Annotated in this window: 21 protein-coding genes; 9 read left to right on the forward strand and 12 right to left on the reverse strand. The window is 61.9% G+C overall.

Features of this window, described 5'->3' with window-relative positions:
* Positions 1 to 19: 19 nt before the first annotated feature.
* From ACPS74_RS03825 to ACPS74_RS03850, 6 genes are all read right to left on the reverse strand, one after another.
* Positions 20 to 754 carry a hypothetical protein gene (locus ACPS74_RS03825; RefSeq protein ID WP_244471441.1) on the reverse strand — a complete coding sequence of 245 codons (735 nt, stop codon included), beginning with the start codon at positions 752 to 754 and terminating at the stop codon, positions 20 to 22.
* A 345-nt stretch (positions 755 to 1099) separates the two neighbouring features.
* The gene (gene amoB / locus ACPS74_RS03830; RefSeq protein WP_018408664.1) at positions 1100 to 2362 is read right to left on the reverse strand and encodes a bacterial ammonia monooxygenase, subunit AmoB; all 1263 of its coding nucleotides are present in this window, start codon (positions 2360 to 2362) and stop codon (positions 1100 to 1102) included.
* Between the two features lie 161 nt (positions 2363 to 2523).
* A complete protein-coding gene (amoA, locus tag ACPS74_RS03835) occupies positions 2524 to 3282 on the reverse strand; it encodes a bacterial ammonia monooxygenase, subunit AmoA (RefSeq protein WP_014892304.1) in 759 nt (252 codons plus the stop codon).
* Between the two features lie 275 nt (positions 3283 to 3557).
* On the reverse strand, positions 3558 to 4328 hold the full coding sequence (gene amoC / locus ACPS74_RS03840; RefSeq protein WP_026222791.1) for a bacterial ammonia monooxygenase, subunit AmoC: 771 nt from the start codon (positions 4326 to 4328) through the stop codon (positions 3558 to 3560).
* 590 nt (positions 4329 to 4918) lie between these two features.
* Positions 4919 to 6208, reverse strand: a complete 1290-nt coding sequence (gene acpA, locus ACPS74_RS03845; RefSeq protein WP_239754337.1) for an acid phosphatase — start codon at positions 6206 to 6208, stop codon at positions 4919 to 4921.
* A 264-nt stretch (positions 6209 to 6472) separates the two neighbouring features.
* Positions 6473 to 7510 (reverse strand): cytochrome-c peroxidase, encoded by a 1038-nt coding sequence (locus tag ACPS74_RS03850; RefSeq protein ID WP_029648984.1) that lies wholly within the window; start codon positions 7508 to 7510, stop codon positions 6473 to 6475.
* Positions 7511 to 7902: 392 nt separating this feature from the next.
* Here ACPS74_RS03850 and ACPS74_RS03855 point away from each other — a divergent pair, with 392 nt between their 5' ends.
* The 5 genes from ACPS74_RS03855 to ACPS74_RS03875 all read left to right on the forward strand — a co-directional run bounded on the left by ACPS74_RS03855 (position 7903) and on the right by ACPS74_RS03875 (position 11924).
* A complete protein-coding gene (locus ACPS74_RS03855) occupies positions 7903 to 9051 on the forward strand; it encodes a cytochrome-c peroxidase (protein ID WP_029648983.1) in 1149 nt (382 codons plus the stop codon).
* A 72-nt stretch (positions 9052 to 9123) separates the two neighbouring features.
* Complete coding sequence (locus ACPS74_RS03860; protein WP_029648982.1) at positions 9124 to 10197, forward strand: metallophosphoesterase family protein; 1074 nt, start codon at positions 9124 to 9126, stop codon at positions 10195 to 10197.
* A 26-nt stretch (positions 10198 to 10223) separates the two neighbouring features.
* Positions 10224 to 10724 (forward strand): c-type cytochrome, encoded by a 501-nt coding sequence (locus ACPS74_RS03865; protein WP_239754323.1) that lies wholly within the window; start codon positions 10224 to 10226, stop codon positions 10722 to 10724.
* 106 nt (positions 10725 to 10830) lie between these two features.
* A complete protein-coding gene (locus ACPS74_RS03870; protein ID WP_239754321.1) occupies positions 10831 to 11592 on the forward strand; it encodes a hypothetical protein in 762 nt (253 codons plus the stop codon).
* Positions 11589 to 11924, forward strand: coding sequence for a helix-turn-helix transcriptional regulator (locus ACPS74_RS03875; RefSeq protein ID WP_239754320.1), 336 nt, complete (start codon positions 11589 to 11591; stop codon positions 11922 to 11924). Before ACPS74_RS03870 ends, ACPS74_RS03875 begins: the two co-directional genes overlap by 4 nt.
* Positions 11925 to 12575: 651 nt before the next feature.
* Here ACPS74_RS03875 and guaB read toward each other — a convergent pair.
* Entirely contained in the window at positions 12576 to 14063 is a 1488-nt protein-coding gene (guaB, locus tag ACPS74_RS03880; RefSeq protein ID WP_029651738.1) for an IMP dehydrogenase, read from the reverse strand.
* 174 nt (positions 14064 to 14237) lie between these two features.
* Entirely contained in the window at positions 14238 to 16064 is a 1827-nt protein-coding gene (locus ACPS74_RS03885) for an ABC transporter transmembrane domain-containing protein (RefSeq protein WP_029651739.1), read from the reverse strand.
* Positions 16065 to 16374: 310 nt separating this feature from the next.
* On the opposite strand from ACPS74_RS03885, the gene ACPS74_RS03890 reads away from it, so the two are divergent.
* On the forward strand, positions 16375 to 16542 hold the full coding sequence (locus tag ACPS74_RS03890; protein ID WP_018408675.1) for a hypothetical protein: 168 nt from the start codon (positions 16375 to 16377) through the stop codon (positions 16540 to 16542).
* 113 nt (positions 16543 to 16655) lie between these two features.
* On the opposite strand, the gene ACPS74_RS03895 is transcribed toward ACPS74_RS03890, so the two are convergent.
* The 3 genes from ACPS74_RS03895 to ACPS74_RS03905 all read right to left on the reverse strand — a co-directional run bounded on the left by ACPS74_RS03895 (position 16656) and on the right by ACPS74_RS03905 (position 20444).
* The gene (locus ACPS74_RS03895; RefSeq protein ID WP_029651740.1) at positions 16656 to 18314 is read right to left on the reverse strand and encodes an acyl-CoA synthetase; all 1659 of its coding nucleotides are present in this window, start codon (positions 18312 to 18314) and stop codon (positions 16656 to 16658) included.
* A 158-nt stretch (positions 18315 to 18472) separates the two neighbouring features.
* Positions 18473 to 19189: a DUF1013 domain-containing protein gene (locus tag ACPS74_RS03900; protein WP_018408677.1), complete on the reverse strand. Its 717-nt coding sequence runs from the start codon at positions 19187 to 19189 to the stop codon at positions 18473 to 18475.
* Between the two features lie 169 nt (positions 19190 to 19358).
* Entirely contained in the window at positions 19359 to 20444 is a 1086-nt protein-coding gene (locus ACPS74_RS03905; protein WP_029651741.1) for a hypothetical protein, read from the reverse strand.
* Between the two features lie 148 nt (positions 20445 to 20592).
* Here ACPS74_RS03905 and purM point away from each other — a divergent pair, with 148 nt between their 5' ends.
* Genes purM through ACPS74_RS03920 form a run of 3 tightly spaced genes read left to right on the forward strand, consistent with a single transcriptional unit; the run spans position 20593 to position 23032 of the window.
* Entirely contained in the window at positions 20593 to 21654 is a 1062-nt protein-coding gene (gene purM / locus ACPS74_RS03910; RefSeq protein WP_193392196.1) for a phosphoribosylformylglycinamidine cyclo-ligase, read from the forward strand.
* 44 nt (positions 21655 to 21698) lie between these two features.
* On the forward strand, positions 21699 to 22322 hold the full coding sequence (purN, locus tag ACPS74_RS03915) for a phosphoribosylglycinamide formyltransferase (RefSeq protein WP_239754311.1): 624 nt from the start codon (positions 21699 to 21701) through the stop codon (positions 22320 to 22322).
* Positions 22319 to 23032, forward strand: coding sequence for a glutathione S-transferase family protein (locus ACPS74_RS03920; protein WP_029651744.1), 714 nt, complete (start codon positions 22319 to 22321; stop codon positions 23030 to 23032). The genes purN and ACPS74_RS03920 overlap by 4 nt, the downstream gene beginning before the upstream one ends.
* 65 nt (positions 23033 to 23097) lie before the next feature.
* Here the strand turns inward: ACPS74_RS03920 and ndk are convergent, their stop codons facing one another.
* Positions 23098 to 23520 carry a nucleoside-diphosphate kinase gene (ndk, locus tag ACPS74_RS03925; protein ID WP_029651745.1) on the reverse strand — a complete coding sequence of 141 codons (423 nt, stop codon included), beginning with the start codon at positions 23518 to 23520 and terminating at the stop codon, positions 23098 to 23100.

The raw sequence follows: 23520 nt of genomic DNA on the forward strand, positions 1-23520 counted from the left end.
TTTACGCATGTCGCCGCGATCAAGACGCCGTGGCGTCGGCGGCATCCTTCTTCTTGCCGGTGGGATGCGTGTGCTTCCAATACACGAATACGATGCCGGCGATGAGCACGGTCCCAGCGATCTGCGGCACCCAGGCCCACAGGGTTTCACCAACCGTGAATTTGAATTCGGACGTCTCCTGCGTGCCGTCGGGGCGAGTCAGAGTGACGAGCCCGATATAATGGCCGTTGTTCTTGAAATCGTGCTCCAGATTGAAGGTGCCCTTGACGTATTTGGTCGCGGGACGATGAACTTCGGTCAGCGCCTCAAGATCGGTGCCCTTGGTGATCGGCGTCAGCGGATCGCGAATGATTCGCAGTTCCAGCGGCATGTCGCGAAACGTCGGATTTTCGATGTCGAACACCAGAATGGTTGGTCCGGAGGTCGGGATCTCGGCGCAATATTCGCTGCGCGATTTGCCGGGCTGATAGGCCGTGATGTGAATCATGTCGTAGCCGAACATGACCATGCACATATTGCCCATTGACATGGCTTCGGGGCCCGCGCCGCCCTCCGATGCTCGCAGGGGAGCCAGAAAAGCCAGCGAGAAAAGCGCGCCGAGAACTGCGGCTGCAACGCTACGCCTATTCTTCATTTCCATCCCTCGATCCATATTGATTCCCGGGCTGTCGCTCTTGTCGGCAACGTTGCTGAGCCCTGCATCTTCTATAGCGGATTTTTGGTTCGCGGCTCGATTATTGTCCCTTGCCAGCACATCGCCGCGCGGCTGGACGCTCTTCCTACTTTTGACAAAAGCCAGAAATTGACGCGAGTAAAAACGGCGGAACGATTTGCGTCCAAAGGACGCACCGCCCTCTGGTGCAATCGAACCGGATGAGGCCTCTGCTCATCGATCGCCTTGCGCCGGCTCTCCGGCTGGCGGCGACCGAACAACTCTCGACGATCAGCGAGCGCATACGCGCAGCCGTTTGCTACGCCGCGGCGCTTTGCTGCGCGACTGCGGCGCATCCCCGATCCGCAAGGCTTCGCGGGGCCGCCTTAAAAGAAAACCCCCGGCTTTATGGGCCGGGGGCTTTTTAGTTCAATTCGTCAGTATCGCTTAGGGCATATCGCCCGCGACGAACTTCGGAATGACCGGACCGCCGATTTCGGCCGCGAAGCGGCGACCCGTCGGCGAGAAGAACATCAAGAGGCCGCCGATCTGGCTGTCGGTGTCGTAAGCCAGGTCAGACAGACGCTCGATGTCCCAACGCGCGTCCTGCACCTTCACGGCGATTTCCTTGGTCTCGCCCGGCGCGATCGGCGTCGGGTCCGTCGACAGACCGCGGTCGGCCAACAGATAGTCCGGGAAGTCGGGCTTCGTCGTGAACACGTCAGGGTTCAGGAAGCGCAGGCCGGCCGCCGTATATTCGCCAAGGCGAAGCGGCTCGGAGGTCGTGTTCGTGACCTTGACGTTGATCGTCAGCTCACGGCCAGGAACCTTGTAGACGCCGCCGTTCAGATCGGCCGTCACGCGCTCCTTGCCGACGCCCGCCGTGCCGTCCGTAACGAGCGGCGTCAGAGGCTTCTGCAAGCCCGCCTGAAGCGGGATCGTGCGCGGGAAGGTCGAGTTCGTCACAGCGTAGCCGACGATCGTCGCCAGAATGGTCAACGCCAGGACAATCGCGCCAATCCGCTTGTCGTCGTCAGTCACCTGCTCATCAACCTTGCCGGTGGCGACACGGAGATAAGAAGCGATGACGCCCTTACGGACGAACCAGAACAGGATCCACGCCGCGCCAACCGCAAGCCACGGCAGATGCCACGCGTAAACGCGGCTGATGCCGTAGGTCTCGAGGTCGACCGTCGAGCCATCAAGCAACGTCACCGGATCGGTGAAGTCCTTCATGTCGCCCTTGATCTCGATCCACTGGCCGGGGCCGATGATCGGACCGCCGCCCTCGACGTTGACCTGCGCATGAACGTGCCAACGGCCCGCGCGACGACCGCGAAGGTTGATGGAGAAGGCGTAGTCGTTGCCAGGAACAAGCGACACCGAACGCGGCGCAAACTGATCGCCGATGAACTGCGCCGTACGAACCAGAACCGGACCGGGCTCGCCGGCGTTCAGGAACGACACGCGCGGATTGGCGACCGCCTGCGGCCAGGCGGAGAACACATGGATCTTGCCCGACAGCACCATCTCTTCATTGACGTTCACCGTCGTCTTCGACCACTGAACGTCATACCAGTTCAACGTGCGCATCCGAAGAAACGCCTGCTGAGACTTTTCGCCGTGCGCCGACGCAGGAGCAACAGCTCCCAGGGTCGCCGCCACAGCCGCCGCCGCGCCAATCGCGGCGAGCTTGACGAACTTTTTCATCGATAAACCTCCCAGGTTCCTCTTCCCGGCCGCCGCCTCGCGCGCCAACCGGTCTTGTCTCTCGCAGCGGACCTTCGCTCTTAAAAAAGCTTCCAGCCCGCCGCTCTTCTTTCTTGCAGGCCGCCGCGGCGCCCGTTCAGCGCCGCAGCACCCGACGTGGCTTAGATCGTGTCGATGATCTTGGTCGTCGAATACCAACGACCCATGAACCACCACAGGAAGTACACCATCATCGAGACGAAGCCCGAGAAGAACGCCGCAACCGGCACAACGTCCTTACCGAAGGTGCGCAGCGTGCCGCGCTCGACCATGCGGATATATTCCGGCATCGAGGTGCGGACGAAGTGGAAGCCGATCAGATCCGCAAGCGTCATCAGCTGACCATGCTGCTCCGTCGCCTGGTGGAACGCCGCAATCGCCGGCCAGTTGTTCGGGTAGAACAACAGACCCCAGCCGAGCGAACCAACAATCGCCGTGATCACATAGGAGCCCGACAGAAGCAGGATCACGTCAAGCCAGATCGCCGGAACGATCAGAGCGGACGGGAACACAAGGCTGATCGGGAAGTAGGTCCAGCCCCAGAAGTTGACGTAGCGGTTGATCCACTCGCCAATCAGCAGGCCAAGAGCCGCGAACACCGCGCCGAACGGCAGACGGAAGTTCACCCACCAGAACGCCTGCGCCGCGGCGCAGAAGGTCACGCCGAGAATCGGCACGACCGTCGGCCACATACGACGATCCTTCCAGTCAACCCAGAAGTCCCAGTCGCCCGCCGTCAACATGAAGTGGACGTGGTAGCCGCCAAGAACGGCGAAGAACAGAAGAACAAGAAGCATCCAGTCGACCGTCTGAACGCAACCCGCCGCCTCGGCGACGGAGTTGAACGGACCGACCGCCCCCCCGCTTTTCGATTGTGACATCACTCTTCTCCTTGGTGTTTCTCGAACCCGTAAAGCCCGAGTTCTTTCCTTATGGCTCCGGCAGGCCTTCCCGCCGCCGGCGCCCGGACGGCGGAGCTCCCGCCGGCCGCATCGCTTAAAGCTTTTCGCCCCCGATCAACCCAGAGCCCGAAGACCCCTTCTCGACCGCAACAAGCCACCCCATTCGCCAAAGCGACAGGCAAAAGCTCTCTGGTTTTCGCGAAAAGCTCAGAGCCAGACGCCGCCCGCCTTAAAGCGGGCGGCGAAGTCTCGGATTACTCGGTCAGGAGGGCGACGCCTTCCTTGCCGATCAGGCGCTGAATGTTCATCAGCAGCTGAAGCACGACGCCGAACACGCCGAGCGCCATCCAGCCGAAGAACACGAAGCCCCAATGCAGCGGCGCAACGAACAGTTCTTCCATGAACCAGAACGTGTGGCCCCACTCATTCAGGCCGACGTTCGGGATGATCATGAACGGGCCAATCGCCACGATCAGATAGGCAACCGAATAGCCCTTGGAGAAATACGGAAGACGCGTCTTCGCATAGAAGAAGCCGCCCACCGCGATCACCGAGTAAATCGGGTAGCTCATGTAGAACTCGATGATGTGCGACGGCGTGAAGTCCGTGTCGCGAATCACCGTCATGTGCCAGGTGCCGTCCTGCTCCGTGAAGAACGACGCGCCCCAGTAAATGGCCGCGGCGTAAACAACGAGCCATTGCACTTCGACAACCAGGCGGCGCATCTCTTCGCGCGGCGCCAGGTTCGAGAAGTCGCGCGTGCGCGTCTTCCAAAGAAAGCCCGCAAGGCCAATGCCGGAGATCAGCTCAAGCGGAATCTCGGTCCAAAGGATCGACATCCAATATGTCTGAAACTCCGGAGCGAACGAATCAAGGCCGGCGCGCCAGCCAAAAACCTGCTCGTAAATCCGGACGACCAGATAGAACCCGTTCAGAACGGCCAAGCCGATCCACATGCCCTTCAGGTCTACTACAGCTTCCGTGCCAGCAGCAGCGCGGGCTGCTGTGTCAGTCGTTGAGCTCATACCCTTCTCCTCCAATGTGCTCCCAGGGAATTGCGCGTGACCGGTATCGCTCCGCCTCCCACAACGGAGCCGCTTCGTCCTCGTTTCGTAAAGCAAAGCGAAAGCGCGTCTTCTTCTAAAAACACGCAAAACCGCCCTTGTCTGCCGCAGCCTTCCCGAAAACCCCGGAGCCCCCCGCCCAAAGGCGAGCAAATCCCCAAAATCCCCAGAACCCGGCTGCTTGTTGTTATCGGACGAAAACCGACGTCGCCGCCTAAGCCAAAATCCCCAACCCGCCCCTTGAAAGAGCAGACCGTAGACCCAGCTCAGCGTGCCGCAACATTCCAATAACCCCCGATAATCACAATACCCGTTAGTATAGAGCAAAACAATCTATCGAATAGCCAATACAACCCTAGTGGATGGTTTCAAGACCACCTGATTGGGCTGGGTAGGACTACGGAGGCGCTTCTCTAGCTATGCATAATTCCATTTATTATCATTTACTTATGCTGTGTGGCGCCACCCGCAGCAATTTTTTGGCATAACCGTGGCTGTTTACCGCGTCTCCTCGCCAGTTGGACAGACCCTCTGCGGACTCCGATCGGAATTTACGGCGCGACCAGGGCATTGCGCAGATCTGTCGCCCGCGCGTCGCGGTCCGAAAGCGGCGCAACGCCGAAACGAAGTTCAATCGTGCGCAGCACCGAGAGCGTGTCGTAGACGGTCTTGTCGACGAAGCCCTTCTTGGCGAAGGGAGAAATGATCAGCGTCGGCACGCGGACTCCGGGGCCGAATTGATCGCGTCGCGGCGGCGCGACGTGATCCCAGAACCCGCCATTTTCATCGGCCGTGATAATGATCAGCATGTCGGCCCAGTTCGGGCTCTTGCGCAACCGCGCGACGACGTCCGCGACATGGGCGTCTCCCGCCGCGAGATCCGAATAGTCCGGATGCCCGTTGAAGACGCCCAGCGGCTTGTAAAAGCTGACCTGCGGCAGTTCGCCCTTCTCGATCGCCCGGAAGAACTCGTCGGCGTCCTTGAGATGCGCGCGGCCTTCTCGACCTTCGGCGTAATTGGCGAAATAGGCGAACGGCTGATGGTGGGTTTGGAAGGCGTCCGGCTTGTCCTCATAAGGCTTGAGGCGGCCTTCGACGACATCGCGCCACCCGCCGGCGTACCAAGCCCAAGTGACGTTCTTCTCCGTCAGCCGGTCGCCAATGGTTGGCGCGTGCGCTGGCGGAAGCCGCTCCTGCGCTTCCGTCTTGTCATGCTTGGAGACCGAATTCCCTGGCTGCAGCGTGCCGATCGCCTCCAGGTCCATCGTCAGTCGGCCAAACCGCTTATGCCGCGGCGGACCGTCGAGCACGCTTGGCGGCGAATCCTCCTCGCGCTCGCGAATCGTGAGCTCCGCGCCCTGCCAATCCTTGATCGTCGCGAGCTTTGGCAGAAACTTCTTTCTGGTCGCCTCCACCGGATTGTCGAAAACCGGCGCGCAACCGCAGATCAGGAAGAAATGGTTGAGCATCGAGCCGCCGAACGCCGCATGGAAAAAATGATCGGCGAGCGTGAATTCCTTGGCGAGCGCCCACTGCTTGAGCTCTGAACCGTCGTAATAGCCCATGACGAGCGCGCCTGCGTTTGACGCCTCGACGAAGCGATCCATTTTTCCGCCGTCGATCTGCTCCTGCTCGAGGTAGAAGTCGTGCACCGGATCCATGGTGTGGCCGTCGATGTCGACGAAAGGCTGGAGGCGAAACGGCGCGTTCGGCAAGCGCCGCGGAAAGCGATCGTCGGCGCGCGGACGCGGCAGCGCCGCGAGCGGCCGTCCGTCGAAATCAACTTGCGGCGGGTGCTGAGCCGAGTTGATTCCTTCAGCGCCGGGAAAGAGCCCGAACACATGATCGAAGCTGCGATTTCTCAGTGAAGATGACGACGATATGGCCGATTCGGGCGAAAGGATTTTCTTGTTCCTGCGCCCCAGCGCGCGCGCAGGTCGCGGTCGCACAAATGGCGAGCGAAATTACGAATCGTCCGACGGCTTTCATTGACAGGCGACCTCCGCGCGGCGCGGCGCCGCGCGGAGAATTTAATTGGCGACACAGCACGATTTGTGACAGCGCCATCTTCTTTTTGTTTATGCGGACAAATCGCTCGAGCCCGCTTACTGCGGAAGCGGCGTGTCCTTGGTGCGTGGCGGGAGCACGGGATAGACCGCCTTGGGCTGGTCGCCATTCAAAGTCCCAAGGAAGGCGACGATCGCCTTGATGTCCGGATCGGAGAGATTTTCGCCGAGCTGGTCTTTGGCCATGAGATCGACCGCCTCTTCCAGCGTCCAGACAGAGCCGGTGTGGAAGTAAGGCGCCCGCAGAGCCACGTTGCGCAGCGGCGCAGAGCGGAAGACGAAGTCGTCCGCTACGTCATTGGTGACCTTGGAGCGGCCCTTGTCGGCGACAGGCATGATCTCGACGCCCGGCTTTTGAGCGACGCCGAAGGGGAAATAACCGTTGCCGCCGATGTTGACGCCGCCGTGACAAGCGGCGCAGCCCTTGTCGATGAAAAGACGCAGGCCTTTTTTCTCAACGTCATTGAGCGCGTTGACGTCGCCTTTCAGGAACTTGTCGAATGGCGCATTCGGCGTCGTCAGCGTCGCCTCAAAAGCCTCGATGGCCTTCGCCATGTTGTCGAAACTGACCGGTTTCGGGTCGGCCGGAAAGGCGGCCTTGAACTCCGCGACATAGGCCGGCATGCTATTCAGCATCTTTTCGACCTGCGCCGGCGTGTTGTTCATTTCGACGTCGGCCTGCACCGGGCCTTTTGCTTGCGCCTTAAGATCGACGGCGCGCCCATCCCAAAATTGCGCGACGTTGAACACGGCGTTGAGCACGGTCGGCGCGCGGCGCGGTCCCTTCGCCCAGCCGTGGCCGATCGACGTGGGGCCGGCGTCAACGCCGCCGGTTCCGAGATTGTGACAGCTGTTGCAGCTGATGATCTGACTCTTCGAAAGTCGCGGATCGAAAAAGAGCTTGGCGCCGAGGTCGATCTTGGCGGGCGTGATCTCGTTATTCTTGACGACGCTCGCGACGCTCGCGGCGTCGATCGGCTTGAAGACCGCATTGGCGTCGGCGCGCAAATCGCCCGCGACGGCCATGGCCGGCGCCAGCAGAGTCGCTGCGAGCGCGGCGAACCTGGTCAAATACATCCCTTACTCCTGCAGTTGATTTGCAGAGGCGCTGTACCGCGTCGCGACAAACGGCCTCTCTGCGGACGTCAGCTACCACAGCCACGCTGGCGGCGGAAGGGCGTTTGGGGAGGGACCTCTTTAAAAACAGTCCAGTGTAGCATGAACACGACATGAAGAGGGCAGCGCCATACCGGATCGCCAAGCACAGGCCAAGCACCATATCGCGCGGTTTATTGCGCCACTTTAATGCAATGCACAATCACTACTCGCGATGACGCAATATTCGTCCGGCGAGTTCTTTGACGGCTGCGCCGAGCGTCACAGCCATGACTTGCCCTGCCGCTAAAAGCAGAGCAAACTTAACGTGAAAACAAAAGCCGGCGAGAAGCCGAGCGGTCGCGGAGGAGCTCATGGCGCACGTTGCTAATGTTCGGAAATCCGTTGCGACGACGCTTGTCGCGCTTCCGCTTGCGGCGCTGCTCGCCGCCGGCGGCTGGGCGATGGCCGAGCCGCTCGGCCTGCCAAAAGTCCCGGTTCCGGCGGATAATCCGCAGTCGCCTGAAAAGATCGCGCTCGGCGACAAGCTGTTCCATGACGCGCGCTTCTCGATCGATGGCACGGTGAGCTGCTCGACCTGTCACAACGACAAAAAAGCTTTCACGGACAGTCCGCTGCGGGTTTCCGAAGGTCACCATAAGCTGACCGGCACGCGCAACGCCCCGTCGGTCATCAACGCGGCCTATTACACCTCGCAGTTCTGGGACGGACGTTCGGTCTCGCTGGAGGATCAGTCGCAGCATCCAATGGTCAACCCAGTGGAAATGGGGCTGCCCGATCACGAGCCGGTGCTCAAGATCGTTCGCGAAGATCCCGCCTATGTCGAGGGCTTCAAGAAGGCGTTCGGCAAGAGCGGCCGAGACGTGACGATGGATGACGTCGAGAAGGCGATCGCGAGCTTCGAGCGCACGGTCATCTCGGGCGATTCGCCCTTCGACAAGTGGTATTTCGGCGGCGACCGCAACGCCATCAGCGATCAGGCCAAGCGCGGCTTCGACCTTTATGTCGGTCAGGGACGCTGCGTCTCCTGCCACGCCATCGAACAGACGCAGGCGCTCTTCACCGACAACAGGTTCCACAACATCGGCGTTGGCATCAACCGCATTCAAGGCGACGTGCCGCGCCTCGCCGCCGAATTCCTCAAGGCGAAGGCGGCGGGCGCGTCCGTCGACAAGACGGTGCTCGCCGATCCCAAGGTCTCCGAACTCGGCCGGTTCGCGGTGACGAACTCCTTCGATGAAATCGGCGCGTTCAAGACCACGACTCTGCGCAATATCGCGATGACCGCGCCTTATATGCACGACGGTTCGCTCAAGACGCTCAAAGACGTCGTCAAGCATTACAACGAGGGCGGGAAGAGCCCCGGCGATCCGGTGCCGGTCAACCCGTATCTCTCCGGCGGCATTCGGCCGCTGGATTTGAAGGATCAGCAGATCGACGATCTCGTCGCTTTCCTGGAGACGCTGACGAGTCCTGCTTATGTGACGGCGCAGACAAAATAGCCGCAAGACCAAAGCGCAGGAGAGAACTAGCGGCGTCGCCACGAAAGCGCCAAGCCGCGAGGGAGGATAGAAATGACCAGACTCATCACCCGACGCAGCGTCATCGCCGCCGGCGCCGCCGCCGGAACGCTCACGACCCTGCCGATCTCCATGGTGCGCCTCGCCTTCGGCGGAACGCGCGAGGATTTCAGCTTCACCTATATTTCCGATTCGCACATTCAGCAGATCAAAGGCGCGAGCTTCGTGCGCAACTGGGACATGGGCCTGAAGCGCGCCGTCGCCGAGGCCAATCTCATTACGCCGGAAGCCGATTTCGTGATGTTCGGCGGCGATCTCGCGCAGCTCGGCAAGAAGGAGGAGCTCGACCACGGCGCCGAGATGCTTTCGCATGTGAAGGGCAAGCTCCACAGCGTCATGGGCGAGCATGACTATTACCTCGACCTCGGTGAGTATTGGTCGAAGCTCTATGGTCCGCAGTGGTACAGCTTCGATCACAAGGGCGTCCATTTCGTCGTCTTGAATTCGATTCTCACGACCGATGAATGGACCTTTCATCGTTGGCCGACGGCCGAGCAGCGCATGCTCGAAATGGCCGGGCTCGATAATCCCAACGGCTCGCCGTTCATGGTCGGCGAAAAGCAGCGCGCCTGGCTCAAGGATGATCTCGACAAAGTGGCCAAGGACACGCCGCTCATCGTCTTCTCGCACTCGCCGCTGCAGAAGATTTACAAAGGCTGGAATTTCTGGACTGACGACGCCGAGCAGGTGCAGGCGTTGTTGCAGCCGTTCAAGACCGTCAATGTGATCTACGGCCATGTGCACCAGATCCAGTACAACCAGATTGGCAACATCTCCTTCAATGCGGTGATGGCGACGGCCTGGCCCTGGCCCTACCCCGACACTTATGCGCAGGCTGGCGCGCATGTTCCGGTGCTGACGGTTCCGATGAACCGCGCCGACCCGTTCTTCGAACGCGACGCCACTGGCTGGCAGATGATCGACGTCAACTCCGGGCGCGTCACCGCACGGTATCAGCTGTGGGACAATGGCGAGCGCGTCGTCGGCTACGATCCGAAGCTTGGGAAGCCCGTCGACAAGAAATATCAAGAGGCGATCGTCCGCAAGGCGCCGCAACTCCATTACTAGAGCGTTTCCCGATCACATCGAATCATGTGATCGATAAGGAATCGCTCAAAACCAAAATGTCGGAGCAGGTTCTCATCGAAAAAGTCTGTCAACTTTTTCGGGGCGTGCTCGAGGTCGAGGAGAAGACGATGCGCCGCTTTACGATTGCGCTTGTTTTGGGCGCTGTGCTGCTTTCGCCGGCAACGCTGGCCGATGAATTCACGGGGACAGACGTCGACCGTTGGCAAAGCGAATTTGATTCCGTGGCGAAGAAAGGCCGCGAGCTTTGGACCAGTGGAGCTGTGGGCACCAACGGCGTCGCCTGCGCGCAGTGCCATCCCAACGCCGCCAACACCCACCCGGAGACCTATCCGAAATTTCAAAAGCAGCTTGGAAAGGTCGCGCAGCTCTTTGAAATGGTGAACTGGTGCATCAGAAATCCGCTGCAGGGAGCCGCGCTTCCGGCTGATGATCCGAAGATGACGGCGCTCGTCGCTTATATTCATAAGGAGCGCAAAGGAGTCGCGATCGACGCCGGCAAGCACTGACCAAATTCGCGGCCGGGTGGAACCATCTCGCCGGCCGCACGTTTGCATACGGTTTATTTCAAAGCGCACGCGCCTTTAGCGCGACCGCCAGCAAGAGATTTTGAAGATGGTTCAGGAACTCATCGATCGTATTTACGAATGCTCCTTCGCGCCGGACATGTGGCCCGACGTGCTCGACGAACTCTCACATCTTGCCGAGGCGCAGGGCGGCGTGCTCTTCGCGGCGCGCGAAAAAGTCTCCCGCTGGACGGCGTCTCCGGCGCTCTGCGAACATGTCGAGAACTTCATGCGCGGCGACTGGCTCAGCAACTGCACGCGCGGCGGCAGGCTGTTCAGTCGCCGCCATCCGGGATTCCTGACCGACGACGACGTCTATACGGCGGAGGAGCTTGAGCGCGACACCAACTATAGCGACTTCCTGCGGCCACGCGGGCTAGGGTTCAGCGCGGCGACCGCGATCTCGCTGCCCACCGGCGACACCGGGATCATCTGCCTCGAACGCTCGCATAACCGCGGACCGGTCGAGCCATCCGTCATCCGCAAGCTCGATGAATTGCGGCCGCACCTTGCGCGCGCCGCCTTCCTCGCCACGCGTCTGCAACTCGAGCGCGCCCGTGTCGCCGGCGAAACCTTCGCGCTCATCGGCCTCCCGGCGCTCGTGCTTGACGAAGACGGGCGCGTCATTTCCGCCAACGACCCGAGCAATGCGCTGACTAAATATGTTCGCTGGCGCGCCCACGACCGCGTGTCGCTGTCGACTCCTCCGCCGACGGGCTGCTGCGTCAGGCCATGGACACGCTCGACGACGATCTTGTCGGCGCGCCGAAATCCTTCGCCGCCCGGGCTGGCGAAGACGAAAGTCCGATGATCGCCAATCTGGTGCCGATCCGCGGCCCGGCGCGCGACATTTTCGTGCGTTGCGCTGCGATTCTGGTGATGACTCCGGTCGGCTCGCAGCAGGCGCCGGCGATCGAGCTGGTTCAGTCGCTCTATGACCTTACGCCGGCCGAGGCGCGCGTCGCGCGCGGCCTCGTGGCGGGCAATACGCTGGAAGAAATCGCCACGGAGCAGTCCGTGTCGCGCAACACTGTGCGCACGCATCTGCGCGGCGTGATGGAAAAAACCGGATGCAACCGCCAGGCCGAAGTGGTCGCGCTCCTTGGCGGGCTCGCCCCACTGAACGCGCCGAGAGGCGAATAAGCGTCTACATTTGATTTCAAGGAATTGAGGGCTGGCCTCATCCGTTTGGATGATGCCGGCCCTTTTGTTTCGTCTTAACGTTTTCTCGAACGTCGGGGGGGCGGACGAAATTGCCGCGGACGCTTCAGTAACTCGGGGTTCGATACTACGCGCTCAATTTTCAGCCTGCCTTTTGAGCGATTTTACGAGCAGCACTTTCTCATTCAAATTTGGAGGGCCTTCGCGAGGCCCTCTGCTTTCCCACGTCAGCTCAAGTGCGCGCCATCAGAGCGCTTCCTTCCCGATCACATGGACCAAGTGATCCATGGACCATGCAATCGGGAGGAAACGCTCGAAAATCAAAATATTGGAGCGGGTTCTCATCGAAAAAGTCTGTCAACTTTTTCGGAACCTGCTCTCGGCGAATACGTGAGCCACGCTTCAAAAAAAACCCCGTCATCATCAATTCGAATGACGCGGAGACGCGATTTTGGTCGTAGTTTTTTTCATGAACAGTGAGGGGCGCAAGGAGTTAGACGAGCGCAAATGCTCTCATTGTTCGCTTATCTGGCGCTCACTTCTCAGGTGATACTTTTACCAGCATGTTTCCTCCCTTGACTTTTCTCCCATCTTTTAGGGGCCGTTGCGCGGCCCCATTTTTTTGCCCAAGCATTAGACTCCCGTCGGATAGTTCGGGCTCTCGCGGGTGATCGCGACGTCATGCACATGGCTCTCGCGCAATCCGGCGTTGGTGATGCGCACGAACTGCGCACGCTCCTGGAACTCCTTGACCGTCGGCGCGCCCACATAGCCCATCGCTGCGCGCAGGCCGCCGGCGAGCTGGTAGAGAATCGGCGCGATCGGACCACGATAGGGCACCTGTCCTTCGATGCCCTCAGGAACAAGTTTGAGCTGTTCCTTCACGTCGCCCTGGAAATAGCGGGTCGCCGACCCTGCGGTCATCGCGCCCACTGAGCCCATGCCGCGATAGGCCTTGAACGAGCGGCCCTGATACAAAAACACCTCGCCGGGCGACTCCTCGGTTCCCGCGAACAGCGAGCCGATCATGACGACGTCGGCGCCGGCCGCGATCGCCTTGGCGAGGTCGCCGGAATATTTGACGCCGCCGTCGCCGATCACCGGCACGTCGGCTTTGCGCGCTTCGTCCGCAGCCTCCATGATCGCGGTAAGCTGCGGCACGCCGACGCCCGCAACGATGCGCGTCGTGCAGATCGAGCCGGGGCCGATGCCGACTTTGATCGCGTCGGCGCCGGCGCCGATCAGCGCCTTGGCCGCTTCGGCGGTGGCGATGTTGCCAGCGATGATCGAGACCTTGTTCGACGCCTTCTTGACCCGCGTCACTTGGTCGATCACGGACTGCGAATGACCATGCGCGGTGTCGATCACCACGCAATCGACCCCGGCGTCGATGAGCTGAAGCGCGCGCTCAAAGCCGTGGTCGCCGACGGTCGAGGCGGCGGCGACGCGCAGCCGCCCTTCATGATCCTTGCAAGCGTAAGGATGTTGCGTCGCCTTCTCGATGTCCTTGACGGTGACGAGGCCGACGCAGCGGTAATCCTCGTCGACGACGAGCAGTTTCTCGATGCGATGTTCGTGAAGCAGCCGCTGCGCCTCCGCCTGCCCTACGCCTTCCTGGACCGTGACGAGCTTTTTCGTCATCAGCTCGGCCACGGGATGGCTGCGGTCCTGGGCGAAGCGCACGTCGCGATTGGTCAGGATGCCGACGAGCTTGCCCCTGCCGCCGTCGCTGGCGCGCTCGACCACCGGAATCCCCGAAATGCCGTGGCCCGCCATCAAAGCGAGCGCGTCGGCGAGGGTTTCGTCGGGGAAAATGGTGATCGGATCGATCACCATGCCGCTTTCGTAGCGCTTGACCTTGCGGACTTCGGCGGCTTGCGCGGCGGGCGACAGGTTCTGGTGGATGACGCCGATGCCGCCCGCCTGCGCCATGGCGATCGCAAGACGCGCCTCGGTGACAGTGTCCATAGCGGCCGAAACGATCGGCAGATTGAGCGTGATCTCGCGCGTCAGCCGGGTCGTGACATCGACGGCGGAAGGCATCACCCGCGAATGGCCGGGCCGCAGCAACACGTCGTCGAAGGTCAATGCTTCGGTCAACGTGACGGGCGATATGGCCATTGGCGCCAACTCCTCTGAGCGGCGATGCAAGCGTCAGCCGCAGGATGGAAATTTGACGGCCTGCGCCGTCTGGGGTTGGCGCGTGCTCATAGCATTAATCAGGACGAAGGCAAATGACACGAAATCTCACGTTGGGAACCGAGCGCATCCGTTCAAGCTAAGCGACATCCGCGCTCAGGCGGCGGCGCCGGCGCGGTCCGTGTCGAACTGCAGTTTGGCGAGCCGCGCATAAAGGCCGCCGGCGGCGGTCAGACTCGCATGCGTGCCCTGCTCGACGATGCGGCCCTCGTCGATCACGATGATTCGATCGGCTTCCAACACCGTCGCGAGACGATGGGCGATAACGAGGCTCGTGCGCCCCTGCATGACGTCATGCAGCGCCGCCTGCACCAAAGCCTCGTTCTCGGCGTCGAGCGCCGAGGTGGCTTCGTCCAGGAGCAGCACCGGCGCATCGGCGAGGATTGCGCGCGCAATGGCGAGACGCTGGCGCTGCCCGCCGGAGAGCGTGACGCCGCGCTCGCCGAGCAGCGTGTCGTAGCCCATCGGCAGCGCCATGATGAAGTCGTGCGCCTGGGCGCGCTTCGCCGCGGCGACGATCTCCCCGCTCGACGCGTCGTCGCGGCCGTAGGCGATGTTTTCAGCGACGGAGAGTCCGAAGATCACCGGATCCTGTGGAGCGAGCGCGATCGCCCTGCGCAGCGCCACGGGGTCGAGATCGCGCAGGTCGACGCCGTCGAGAGTAATGGAGCCTGAGTCGACGTCGTAGAAGCGAAGGAGCAGCGCAAAGGTCGTCGATTTGCCCGCGCCGGACGGCCCGACCAGCGCGACGCGCTCGCCGGGCGCAACGACAAGCGAGAAATCCTGCAGCGCGGGCTTATTCGGCGCCGTCGCATAGGCGAAGCGCACATGATCGAAGGCGATGCGTCCCTGCCAGCGCGCCGGCGGCGGAGTCGGCCGCGCCGGGGCCACGATCCGCGGTTCAATGGCAAGAATTTCGGCGATGCGGCCGGCGGCGCCGGCGGCGGCGGAGAGTTCGCTCCAGGTCTGAGTGAGTTCGCCGAGCGAGCTTGCGCCAAGCACCGCGTAGAGAACGAACTGAGACAGAACGCCCGACGTCATATGTCCCGCGAGCACGTCCTGGGCGCCAAGCCAGAGCACGCCGACAACGCTCGTGAAGACGACGAGAATGGCTCCGGCCGTCACGATGGCGCGAAGCAGCGTCGCGGCCTGCGCCGCGTCATAGGCGGCCACCACCGCGCGCGTGAATCGCGCCGTCGTCGATGCCTGCGCGCCGTTCGCCTGCATGGCGCGCACGGCTGAGAGATTTTCCCCGGCATAAGCGGAAGCCTGCGCGAGCGTGTCCTGCGCGGAGCGGGAGCGCTGGCGCACGGCTCGGCCCGACGCGATGAGAGGCAGAACGATGATCGGGATGGCCGCGAGCGTCATACCGGCAAGCTTGGGACTCGTCGCCACCATCATGATGATCGCGCCGAAGAACATGAAAAGATTGCGCAGCGCGACCGACGCCGACGAGCCAAAGGCGGACTTCAGCTGCGTCGTGTCGGCGGTCAGCCGGGAGAGAAGCTCGCCTGTTTTCGCCGTGTCGTAGAAGGCGGCGTCGAGAACTGTGAGATGTTTGAAGAGATCGGCGCGCAGGTCGGCGACCACATGCTCGCCGAGCGTCATGACGAAATAGTAGCGGGTGCCAGATGCGATCGCGAGCGTCGCGGCGACCGCGATCATCGCGCCGAAATAGGCGTTCACCGCGCCAGCGCTGTCAGCCGAAAAGCCGTGGTCGATCATGCCGCGCACGGCGAGCGGCAAGGTGAGCGTCGCGCCGGCGGCCACTAGGAGCGCGACAAAAGCGAAAACGATTGTTCGCTTGTAGCGCAGCGCATAGGGCAGCAAGGGCCGAAGCGGAGAGAGCGTCGCTTTCAAACCGCGATCCGGTTTGCGCGCCACGGGATCGACGGAATCGACGTCAGCGTTCTTTTTTGTCATCGGCAGGGGGTATAACGTCCGTGTTCGACGAAAACGAATTGAAGCGAGCGCTCCGCGACCGAAACCGGCGCAGAAGCGCGTTGAAATCGAAATTTCTTTTTCGCTATCGAATGGCGAAAATCGTATCAATCGCCGAATGATCCTTATTTATCATTTAGTTGCATGCGCGACATCCTGTCGCATGCGCAATTGACTCAGCGCCAACTTGTGCTAACCTCCAGCCTGCGTCGAAATGACGCGCCCATGGGAATGAGAATGCGCCGGCGGACAAGGCGCGACTCAGGGAACGAAATAAGAGGAGTGAAGAACGATGGCTCAGAAAGAACTCGAAATCACCACGAACACCTACATCTTCGCTGGCATCGGCGCGGTGATCCTCGGCGGTCTCGCCTCCGTCGCGCTCGGCGGCATCCCCAACACGATCGCGGCCGCTGTCGTCGGCGCTCTGGCTGGCGGCTGCCTCGGACTCTTCTTCTAGATTAAGCGACATTGCGGGGCGCGGAAAGTCTCGGCCTTCCGCCCCCGACGCGAAGCCGGCAGTCGTCAAGACTGCTGGCTTCTCTCTTTTTTTAGGCCGTTCTTTTGGATCCTCTAAAGGGACGCCGCCGTCGCGCTCGCCGGCCAGATTTCACGCGCGCGTTCGCGCAGAACATATTTGCGAATCTTGCCTGTCGAGGTCTTCGGCAGCTCGCAGAAGACGACGTGGCGCGGGCATTTGAAATGCGCCAAATGCTGACGCGTCCAATCGATCAGTTCCTGCGCGCTCGCCTGTTCGCCATCCTTCAGCTCGACAAAGGCGCAAGGCGTTTCGCCCCATTTGTCGTCAGGGGCGGCGACCACTGCCGCGGCGCGCACCTTGGGATGGCGAAACAGCGCATCTTCGACCTCGATCGAGGAAATATTTTCGCCGCCCGAAATGATGATGTCCTTCGAACGGTCCTTCAGCTGAATGTATCCGTCGGGATGGCGCACGCCCAGATCGCCTGAATGAAACCAGCCGCCATGGAAGGCTTTTTCCGAGGCGCTCTTGTTCTTCAGGTAGCCCTTCATGACGACGTTGCCGCGGAACATGACCTCGCCCATCGTCGCGCCGTCGCGCGGCACTGGCAGCATCGTGTCCGGGTCGATCACGTCGAGATTTTCGAGAACGAGATAGCGCACGCCTTGGCGCGCCTTCATCTGCGCCTGCGCGGCGCTGTCCAGCGAATCCCAGTCGTCGTGCCATTCATTGACGGCGGCGGGGCCGTAGGTTTCGGTCAGTCCATAAAGATGCGTGACTTCGAATCCGGCCGCCTTCATGCCGGCAAGAACCGCCTGCGGGGGCGGCGCGGCGGCGGTAAAGAAGCGCGCGGCTCGCGTCAGCGGCTTCTTTTCCGTTTCGGTCGCGTTGAGAAGCGTCGACATGACGATGGGCGCGCCGCACAGATGCGTGACGCCGTGCTCGGCCATCAGTTCATAGATCTGGCCGGCGCGCACCTGTCGCAGACAGACATGGGTTCCGGCGTTGACTGAAATCGACCAGGGGAAGCACCAGCCGTTGCAATGGAACATCGGCAGCGTCCATAGATAGACCGGGTGGCGGCCCATATCGCCGGTAAGGACGTTGCCGAGCGCGGTCAGATAGGCGCCGCGATGATGGTAGACGACGCCCTTCGGATCGCCCGTCGTTCCGGAGGTGTAATTGAGCGAGATCGCGTCCCATTCGTCCCCCGGCGGCGACCATTGATAGTCATCGTCGCCCGAGCGCAGGAAGTCCTCATATTCGACACAGCCCAACCGCTCGCCGGCCCCGTCATATTCCGGATCGCTGTAGTCGATGATCACGGGCTTCGCCTTCGCGAGCGAAAGCGCGTCGCGAATGACGTCTGAGAACTCCCGATCGACAATCAGCGCCTTCGTCTCGGCATGGTCGAGCGTGAAGGCGAGGATCGAAGCGTCAAGCCGCGTATTCAGCGTGTTGAGCACCGCGCCCATCATCGGGACGGCGTAGTGGCATTCAAGCATCGCCGGTGTGTTGGCGAGCATGACGGAGACGGTGTCGCCGCGACCGAGCCCCGCCTTCTCCAGCGCGCTCGCGAGCCGCAGGCTGCGGGCGTAAAAATCGCGATAATTGCGCCGCAGCTGGCCGTGCACGATCGCGATGCGTTCGGGAAAGACGGCTGCGGCGCGCTCCAAAAAGGTGATCGGAGTCAGCGGCTGGAAATTGGCGGGATTTCGTTCGAGGTCGCGATCATAAGGCGAGTTGGTCATCCGGAGAGTCCAAAGGTTCGCCAGCGAGCGAGAATGTGAACACGGCGAAAGCAACGCTCGCCCGCGCGATGTGCGTCAGTCCGCGCGGCTAAGCTCTATATGCAAGATACGCGCGGGCTACCGGTTGATCAATCGGCGCTCGCGCGAGACTGCCGTCGTCACTCGCCGAAATCGATGTCCTTGAGCCGCCCGAACACGCGATCGGCGTCGAAATGGTCTTCGTCATCCTGCGGCGCCGCTGGCTTGGCCTTGCCGAAGACGTCCTCGGTCGTGGACGGCTCGGGCCGCGGACTGGTGGTGACGCTTGCAGGAACCAGCGTCTGGCCATGATCCTCCACGGTCGCCGGCTTGTCCTTCGCCGCGCGATTGACTTCAAAGTCGAGATCAATCTGCGAGCAAAGTCCGAGCGTCACAGGGTCCATCGGCGTCAGCGCCGCGGAATTCCAGTGGGTGCGCTCGCGAATCGCCTTCAGGGTCGTCTTTGTGGTGCCGACGAGACGCATGATTTGGGCGTCCTTCAGCTCCGGATGATTGCGCACGAGCCACAGAATCGCGTTCGGACGGTCCTGCCGTCGGGAGAGCGGCGTATAGCGCGGACCGCGCGCCTTTTTGACCTCCGGCACGACGACCTTGGAGACCGAGAGATGGAGGCGATGGCCCGAGTTTTTCTCGGCCTTTTCGATCTCCTCGCGCGTGAGCTGCCCGGAGGTGATCGGATCATGGCCACGAATCCCCGCCGCGACCTCGCCGTCGGCGATGCCCTTCACCTCGAGCGGATGCAGTTTGCAGAAATCGGCGATCTGATCGAACGTCAGCGAGGTATTTTCGACGAGCCAAACGGCCGTGGCCTTCGGCATCAGCGGGGCGTTGCCCATCTGCAAACTCCTTGATCAGGCATGGGGGCGACGTCTGGCGCCGCGCCGCCCGGCGCCAGCGACCCACAGAACGACCGTCCATGTTGGGATTTTGCCTATATAATCCGCCGCCGCCTAAAGCGCAATCAATCCGGAAACTCCCGATGAAGCGCCGCCAACTCGGAAACGCTCATGCGGAATCCTGCTCGCGGGCGTGCGCCGGGCGTAAACCGCGCAAATGCGCCGGCAACAATTCGCCGATCGTTTCGCCGATGGCGGCGCCGTAGCGGTGAAACAAGAGGCCGAAGACGATGAGCAGAACGCCGATGCCCGACAACGCGAAAGGGAAAAGGATCGAATCCTTGAAAACGCTGCCGGCGAGATAGCTCAGATAGGTCGTGACGCCGACGGCGCCGAATACCGCATAGACGCGGCGCATCAAGAACAGCGACAGAAAGATCAGTCCCACATTGACGGCGCAATAGAGCGCCTTGCCCAATTCGTCGCCGCTGTGCTGGGCTGTCAGCCCGCCCCAAAAGGCCAGCAGCCCGAAGAGATGCAGCCAGAAAGCGAAATCGCCGTTCCGCCACCGCTTGAGATCGACGAGCCAGGCCACGGCCAGCACGGCGAGTCCAAAATACATGCTCACCGTCGCTCGCTGATCCCATGAAAATTCTGCAACGCCCATCAGCCAGGGCGTCAAATCCATCGACATGAACCAGAGCGCAAAGGCGATGATCATGACGAGGAACGGAAAAGGAAAGGCGAGTAGCGCGACAGAAGCCGCCGCAATCGTTCCAAGCTCCATGGGAAGCCAGCTCGACTGAATCCAAATGTAGAAGTCCCGGTAGGGCCGCGCCTCCCCCGCCGGACTGGCGTCGTACATCGACTGCAGCGCGAAGATCGCGAGCGGCGCCATCCCCACTGCGCAGGCGATGAGCAGCCCGCCCGGCGTGTGCAAGCCGCGCCTATGCCAGAGATAGGCGCCGGCGAAGGCGAACATGGCGGCGTAGACGATCGCGGTGACCAACAGCGCCTTGTCGCCCCAAAGGCCAAAGGCCGTCGTCGAAAACATGCCCATGGCGCCGAGCACGATCAGCGCGCCGGCGTACCAAAGCAGATTGACGACGTCATAGCGCGGCGCTTGGGACGTCGCCTCCGCGAGGGCCGCGCGCCGCGACGCAAGAAACTGCGACAGCCGCTCGAAGGACGCGGCGTCAATCGCGCCGGCGTCGCGGGCCGCCGCGATATCTTCAATGGTGAACCGAATCTTCATGGCGCTGCTCCTTTGCGGCGACATTCATATGCCGCGCTACGGAAAAAACTTTGTGCAAACGCACAAGAGCGTAGCCGTTCCGAGCGGATTTGACAGCCGCCGCCGCTTGCGCCCATCTAACGCCGGCGCCCACGACGCGAAGGATGAAATGCAACAGAGAAATTCGGGCCTTACCTACGCTGGCGCCGGCGTCGACATCGACGCAGGCAATCGGTTCGTCGACATGATCCGTCCCGCCGTGCGTTCGACGCGGCGCTCCGGCGCCGACGGCGAGATCGGCGGCTTTGGCGGCGTGTTCGATCTCAAAGCGGCCGGATTTTCCGATCCTGTCCTCGTCGCGGCGAACGACGGCGTCGGCACCAAGGTGAAGATCTCGATCGAATCCGGTCTGCATGAGACGATCGGAATCGATCTCGTCGCGATGTGCGTCAACGACCTGATCGTTCAGGGCGCCGAGCCGCTTTTCTTCCTGGATTATTACGCGGCGGCCAAACTCGACCCGAACGTCGCGACGTCGGTGGTGAAGGGCATCGCCGCCGGTTGCGTCGAGGCGGGGTGCGCCCTGCTTGGCGGCGAGACCGCCGAAATGCCCGGCCTCTATGCGCGCGGCGACTATGACCTCGCGGGCTTCGCGGTCGGCGCCGCGGAGCGTGATCGCCTTCTACCCCGCGATGTCCATGCCGGCGACGTCCTTTTCGGACTTCCTTCTTCCGGCGTCCATTCCAATGGCTATTCGCTCGTACGCAACGTTGTGAAGCACGCTGGACTTGCGTGGAGCGCCACCGCGCCTTTCGCGCGAGACCTCAATCTGGCGAAGGCGCTTTTGACGCCGACCCGCATCTACGTGAAGCCCCTGCTCGCGGCCTTGAAGGCGACGCCGCATATCGTCGCCCTCGCCCATATCACCGGCGGCGGCTTTCCCGACAATCTCCCACGCGTGCTGCCAAGCGGTCTAGGCGTCGCGCTTGATCTGTCGACGTTCGCGCCTCCGCCGGTTTTCCGCTGGCTCGCCGAGACGGGCGGCATCGCGGCAAGCGAGATGCTGCGCACGTTCAACTGCGGAATCGGCATGGTGGTGGTGGCCTCCGAGCCCGCCGCCAGCGAGGTGGAGTCGGCCTTGCGGGCTGTCGGCGAGAAGCCCGTGCGCATCGGCGAAGTCATCGAGACCGACGCCGAGCGGGTCGTTACGCACGGGACTCTGACGTTGTGACGCGGCTGCGCACCGCGATTCTTATCTCGGGTCGCGGCTCAAACATGGACGCGCTGATCGCCGCCGCCAGGGACCCCAGCTTTCCGGCTGAAATCGCCCTTGTGCTTTCCAATCGTCCCGATGCGCCGGGCCTCGCCAAGGCGAAGGCCGCCGGCGTCGCGACGGCTGCGGTCGACCACAAGATTTACGCCGGACGCGAGGAGTTCGAGCGTTCGCTGCAATTAGTTCTGGAAACCTATCGCATCGAATTCATTTGCCTCGCCGGCTTTCTGCGCATGTTCACGCCGTGGTTCGTCGGCCTCTGGCGCGGGCGCATGCTCAACATCCACCCTGCCCTGTTGCCCTCCTATCGCGGACTCGACACGCATGAGCGCGCGCTGGCCGACGGCGTAAAGATTCACGGGGCCACCGTGCATTTCGTCGTGCCGGAAATGGACGAAGGTCCGATCGTCGCGCAGGCCGCCGTGCCCGTGCTCGACGACGACACGCCGGACACCCTCGCCGCCCGCGTGCTCGCGCAGGAGCATGTCATCTATCCGATGGCGCTGCGGCTGGTCGCGTCGGGCACCGTGCGGATCGAAGGCAATCGCGTGCTCGCAGCGCCGGCGCCCCGCGAGGCAGTCCTTATCGTTCCCGACGCCATCGCGCCGACCAAGGGAATTTCATGACGATCACGCTTTATTGCTTCCGCCCCGTCGCCGGACTGCCGGACGCATCGCCTTTCGTGACGAAAGCGATGGTGCTTCTGAAGATGGCAGGCCTCGACTATGTCGAAGACCGCAGCGGCTTTTCGAAAGCGCCGAAAGGCAAGCAGCCCTACATCAACGACGACGGCGAAACCGTCGCCGATTCAACCTTCATCCGTTTCCATATCGAAAAGAAATACGGCGTGGACTTCGACGCGCAGTTGAGCGCCTCGCAAAAAGCGATCGGCTGGTGCGTTGAGAAGATGTGCGAAGAACATCTCTATTCGGTCATCGTCCATACGCGCTGGATGGATGACACCAATTTCAAACGCGGTCCCGCGCGTTTCTTCGAAAGCGTGCCCGCCGTCGCGCGCCCGCTGGCGAAATGGTTCATTCGACGCAGGATCGCCAAATCGCTTTGGGCGCAGGGCATGGGCCGTCACAGCCCATCGGAAATCGATGCGCTCGGCGTACGCGACATCGAAGCGCTCGCGACGCTGATCGGCGACAAGCCCTATCTCTTCGGCGACGCGCCCTGCGGCGCCGACGCTACGGTCTTCGCCTTTGTGGCGTCGGTCTTATCGCCGATGTCGGAGAGCGCCGTTCGCGACGCGGCGCAGGCGAACGCCAACCTCCTCGCCTATCGCGACAGGATGATGCAGGCGTATTTTCCTGAGACTGCAGCGGCATAGTCAGGGGCCGCGCAGCAAGAGTCATGGCCAGGCTTGGCCCGGCCATTCACTCACTGACGCGCAGATTAGCCAACGATCTCGTTGCCGGAAAAGAACTGCGCGATTTCCACCGCCGCAGTCTCCGGCGCGTCTGAGCCATGCACCGAATTCTCGCCGACGCTCAGCGCATGTTCCTTGCGGATCGTTCCCGGCGCGGCGTTCGCAGGATTGGTCGCGCCCATGACTTCGCGGTAGCGCGCGATGGCGTTCTCGCCTTCGAGCACCTGCACGACGACGGGCTCGGAAATCATGAAGTCGACGAGCTCGCCGAAAAAGGGGCGCTCCTTATGCACGGCGTAAAAAGCTTCCGCCTGTTCGCGCGTCATGTGGATACGCTTCTGAGCGATGATGCGCAGGCCCGCATCTTCGATCAGCGCGTTGATCTTGCCTGTGAGATTGCGCTTCGTCGCGTCGGGCTTGAGGATGGAAAAAGTGCGTTCGATCGCCAT

It is taken from the genome of Methylocystis sp. SB2, from assembly GCF_049817085.1.
Taxonomy (GTDB): Bacteria; Pseudomonadota; Alphaproteobacteria; order Rhizobiales; family Beijerinckiaceae; genus Methylocystis; species Methylocystis rosea.

What these genes read in the sequence shown, in the direction of transcription:
- ACPS74_RS03900 (WP_018408677.1), bottom strand. Translation starts at nt 19,189, where the DNA reads ATGGGCAACGCCCCGCTGATGCCGAAGGCCACGGCCGTTTGGCTCGTC.
- ACPS74_RS03855 (WP_029648983.1), top strand. Translation starts at nt 7,903, where the DNA reads ATGGCGCACGTTGCTAATGTTCGGAAATCCGTTGCGACGACGCTTGTC.
- ACPS74_RS03875 (WP_239754320.1), top strand. Translation starts at nt 11,589, where the DNA reads ATGATCGCCAATCTGGTGCCGATCCGCGGCCCGGCGCGCGACATTTTC.
- purN (WP_239754311.1), top strand. Translation starts at nt 21,699, where the DNA reads ATGGACGCGCTGATCGCCGCCGCCAGGGACCCCAGCTTTCCGGCTGAA.
- ndk (WP_029651745.1), bottom strand. Translation starts at nt 23,520, where the DNA reads ATGGCGATCGAACGCACTTTTTCCATCCTCAAGCCCGACGCGACGAAG.
- ACPS74_RS03850 (WP_029648984.1), bottom strand. Translation starts at nt 7,510, where the DNA reads ATGTATTTGACCAGGTTCGCCGCGCTCGCAGCGACTCTGCTGGCGCCG.
- ACPS74_RS03895 (WP_029651740.1), bottom strand. Translation starts at nt 18,314, where the DNA reads ATGACCAACTCGCCTTATGATCGCGACCTCGAACGAAATCCCGCCAAT.
- ACPS74_RS03870 (WP_239754321.1), top strand. Translation starts at nt 10,831, where the DNA reads ATGGTTCAGGAACTCATCGATCGTATTTACGAATGCTCCTTCGCGCCG.
- ACPS74_RS03885 (WP_029651739.1), bottom strand. Translation starts at nt 16,064, where the DNA reads ATGACAAAAAAGAACGCTGACGTCGATTCCGTCGATCCCGTGGCGCGC.
- amoC (WP_026222791.1), bottom strand. Translation starts at nt 4,328, where the DNA reads ATGAGCTCAACGACTGACACAGCAGCCCGCGCTGCTGCTGGCACGGAA.
- ACPS74_RS03890 (WP_018408675.1), top strand. Translation starts at nt 16,375, where the DNA reads ATGGCTCAGAAAGAACTCGAAATCACCACGAACACCTACATCTTCGCT.
- ACPS74_RS03905 (WP_029651741.1), bottom strand. Translation starts at nt 20,444, where the DNA reads ATGAAGATTCGGTTCACCATTGAAGATATCGCGGCGGCCCGCGACGCC.
- purM (WP_193392196.1), top strand. Translation starts at nt 20,593, where the DNA reads ATGCAACAGAGAAATTCGGGCCTTACCTACGCTGGCGCCGGCGTCGAC.
- ACPS74_RS03860 (WP_029648982.1), top strand. Translation starts at nt 9,124, where the DNA reads ATGACCAGACTCATCACCCGACGCAGCGTCATCGCCGCCGGCGCCGCC.
- amoA (WP_014892304.1), bottom strand. Translation starts at nt 3,282, where the DNA reads ATGTCACAATCGAAAAGCGGGGGGGCGGTCGGTCCGTTCAACTCCGTC.
- amoB (WP_018408664.1), bottom strand. Translation starts at nt 2,362, where the DNA reads ATGAAAAAGTTCGTCAAGCTCGCCGCGATTGGCGCGGCGGCGGCTGTG.
- ACPS74_RS03920 (WP_029651744.1), top strand. Translation starts at nt 22,319, where the DNA reads ATGACGATCACGCTTTATTGCTTCCGCCCCGTCGCCGGACTGCCGGAC.
- guaB (WP_029651738.1), bottom strand. Translation starts at nt 14,063, where the DNA reads ATGGCCATATCGCCCGTCACGTTGACCGAAGCATTGACCTTCGACGAC.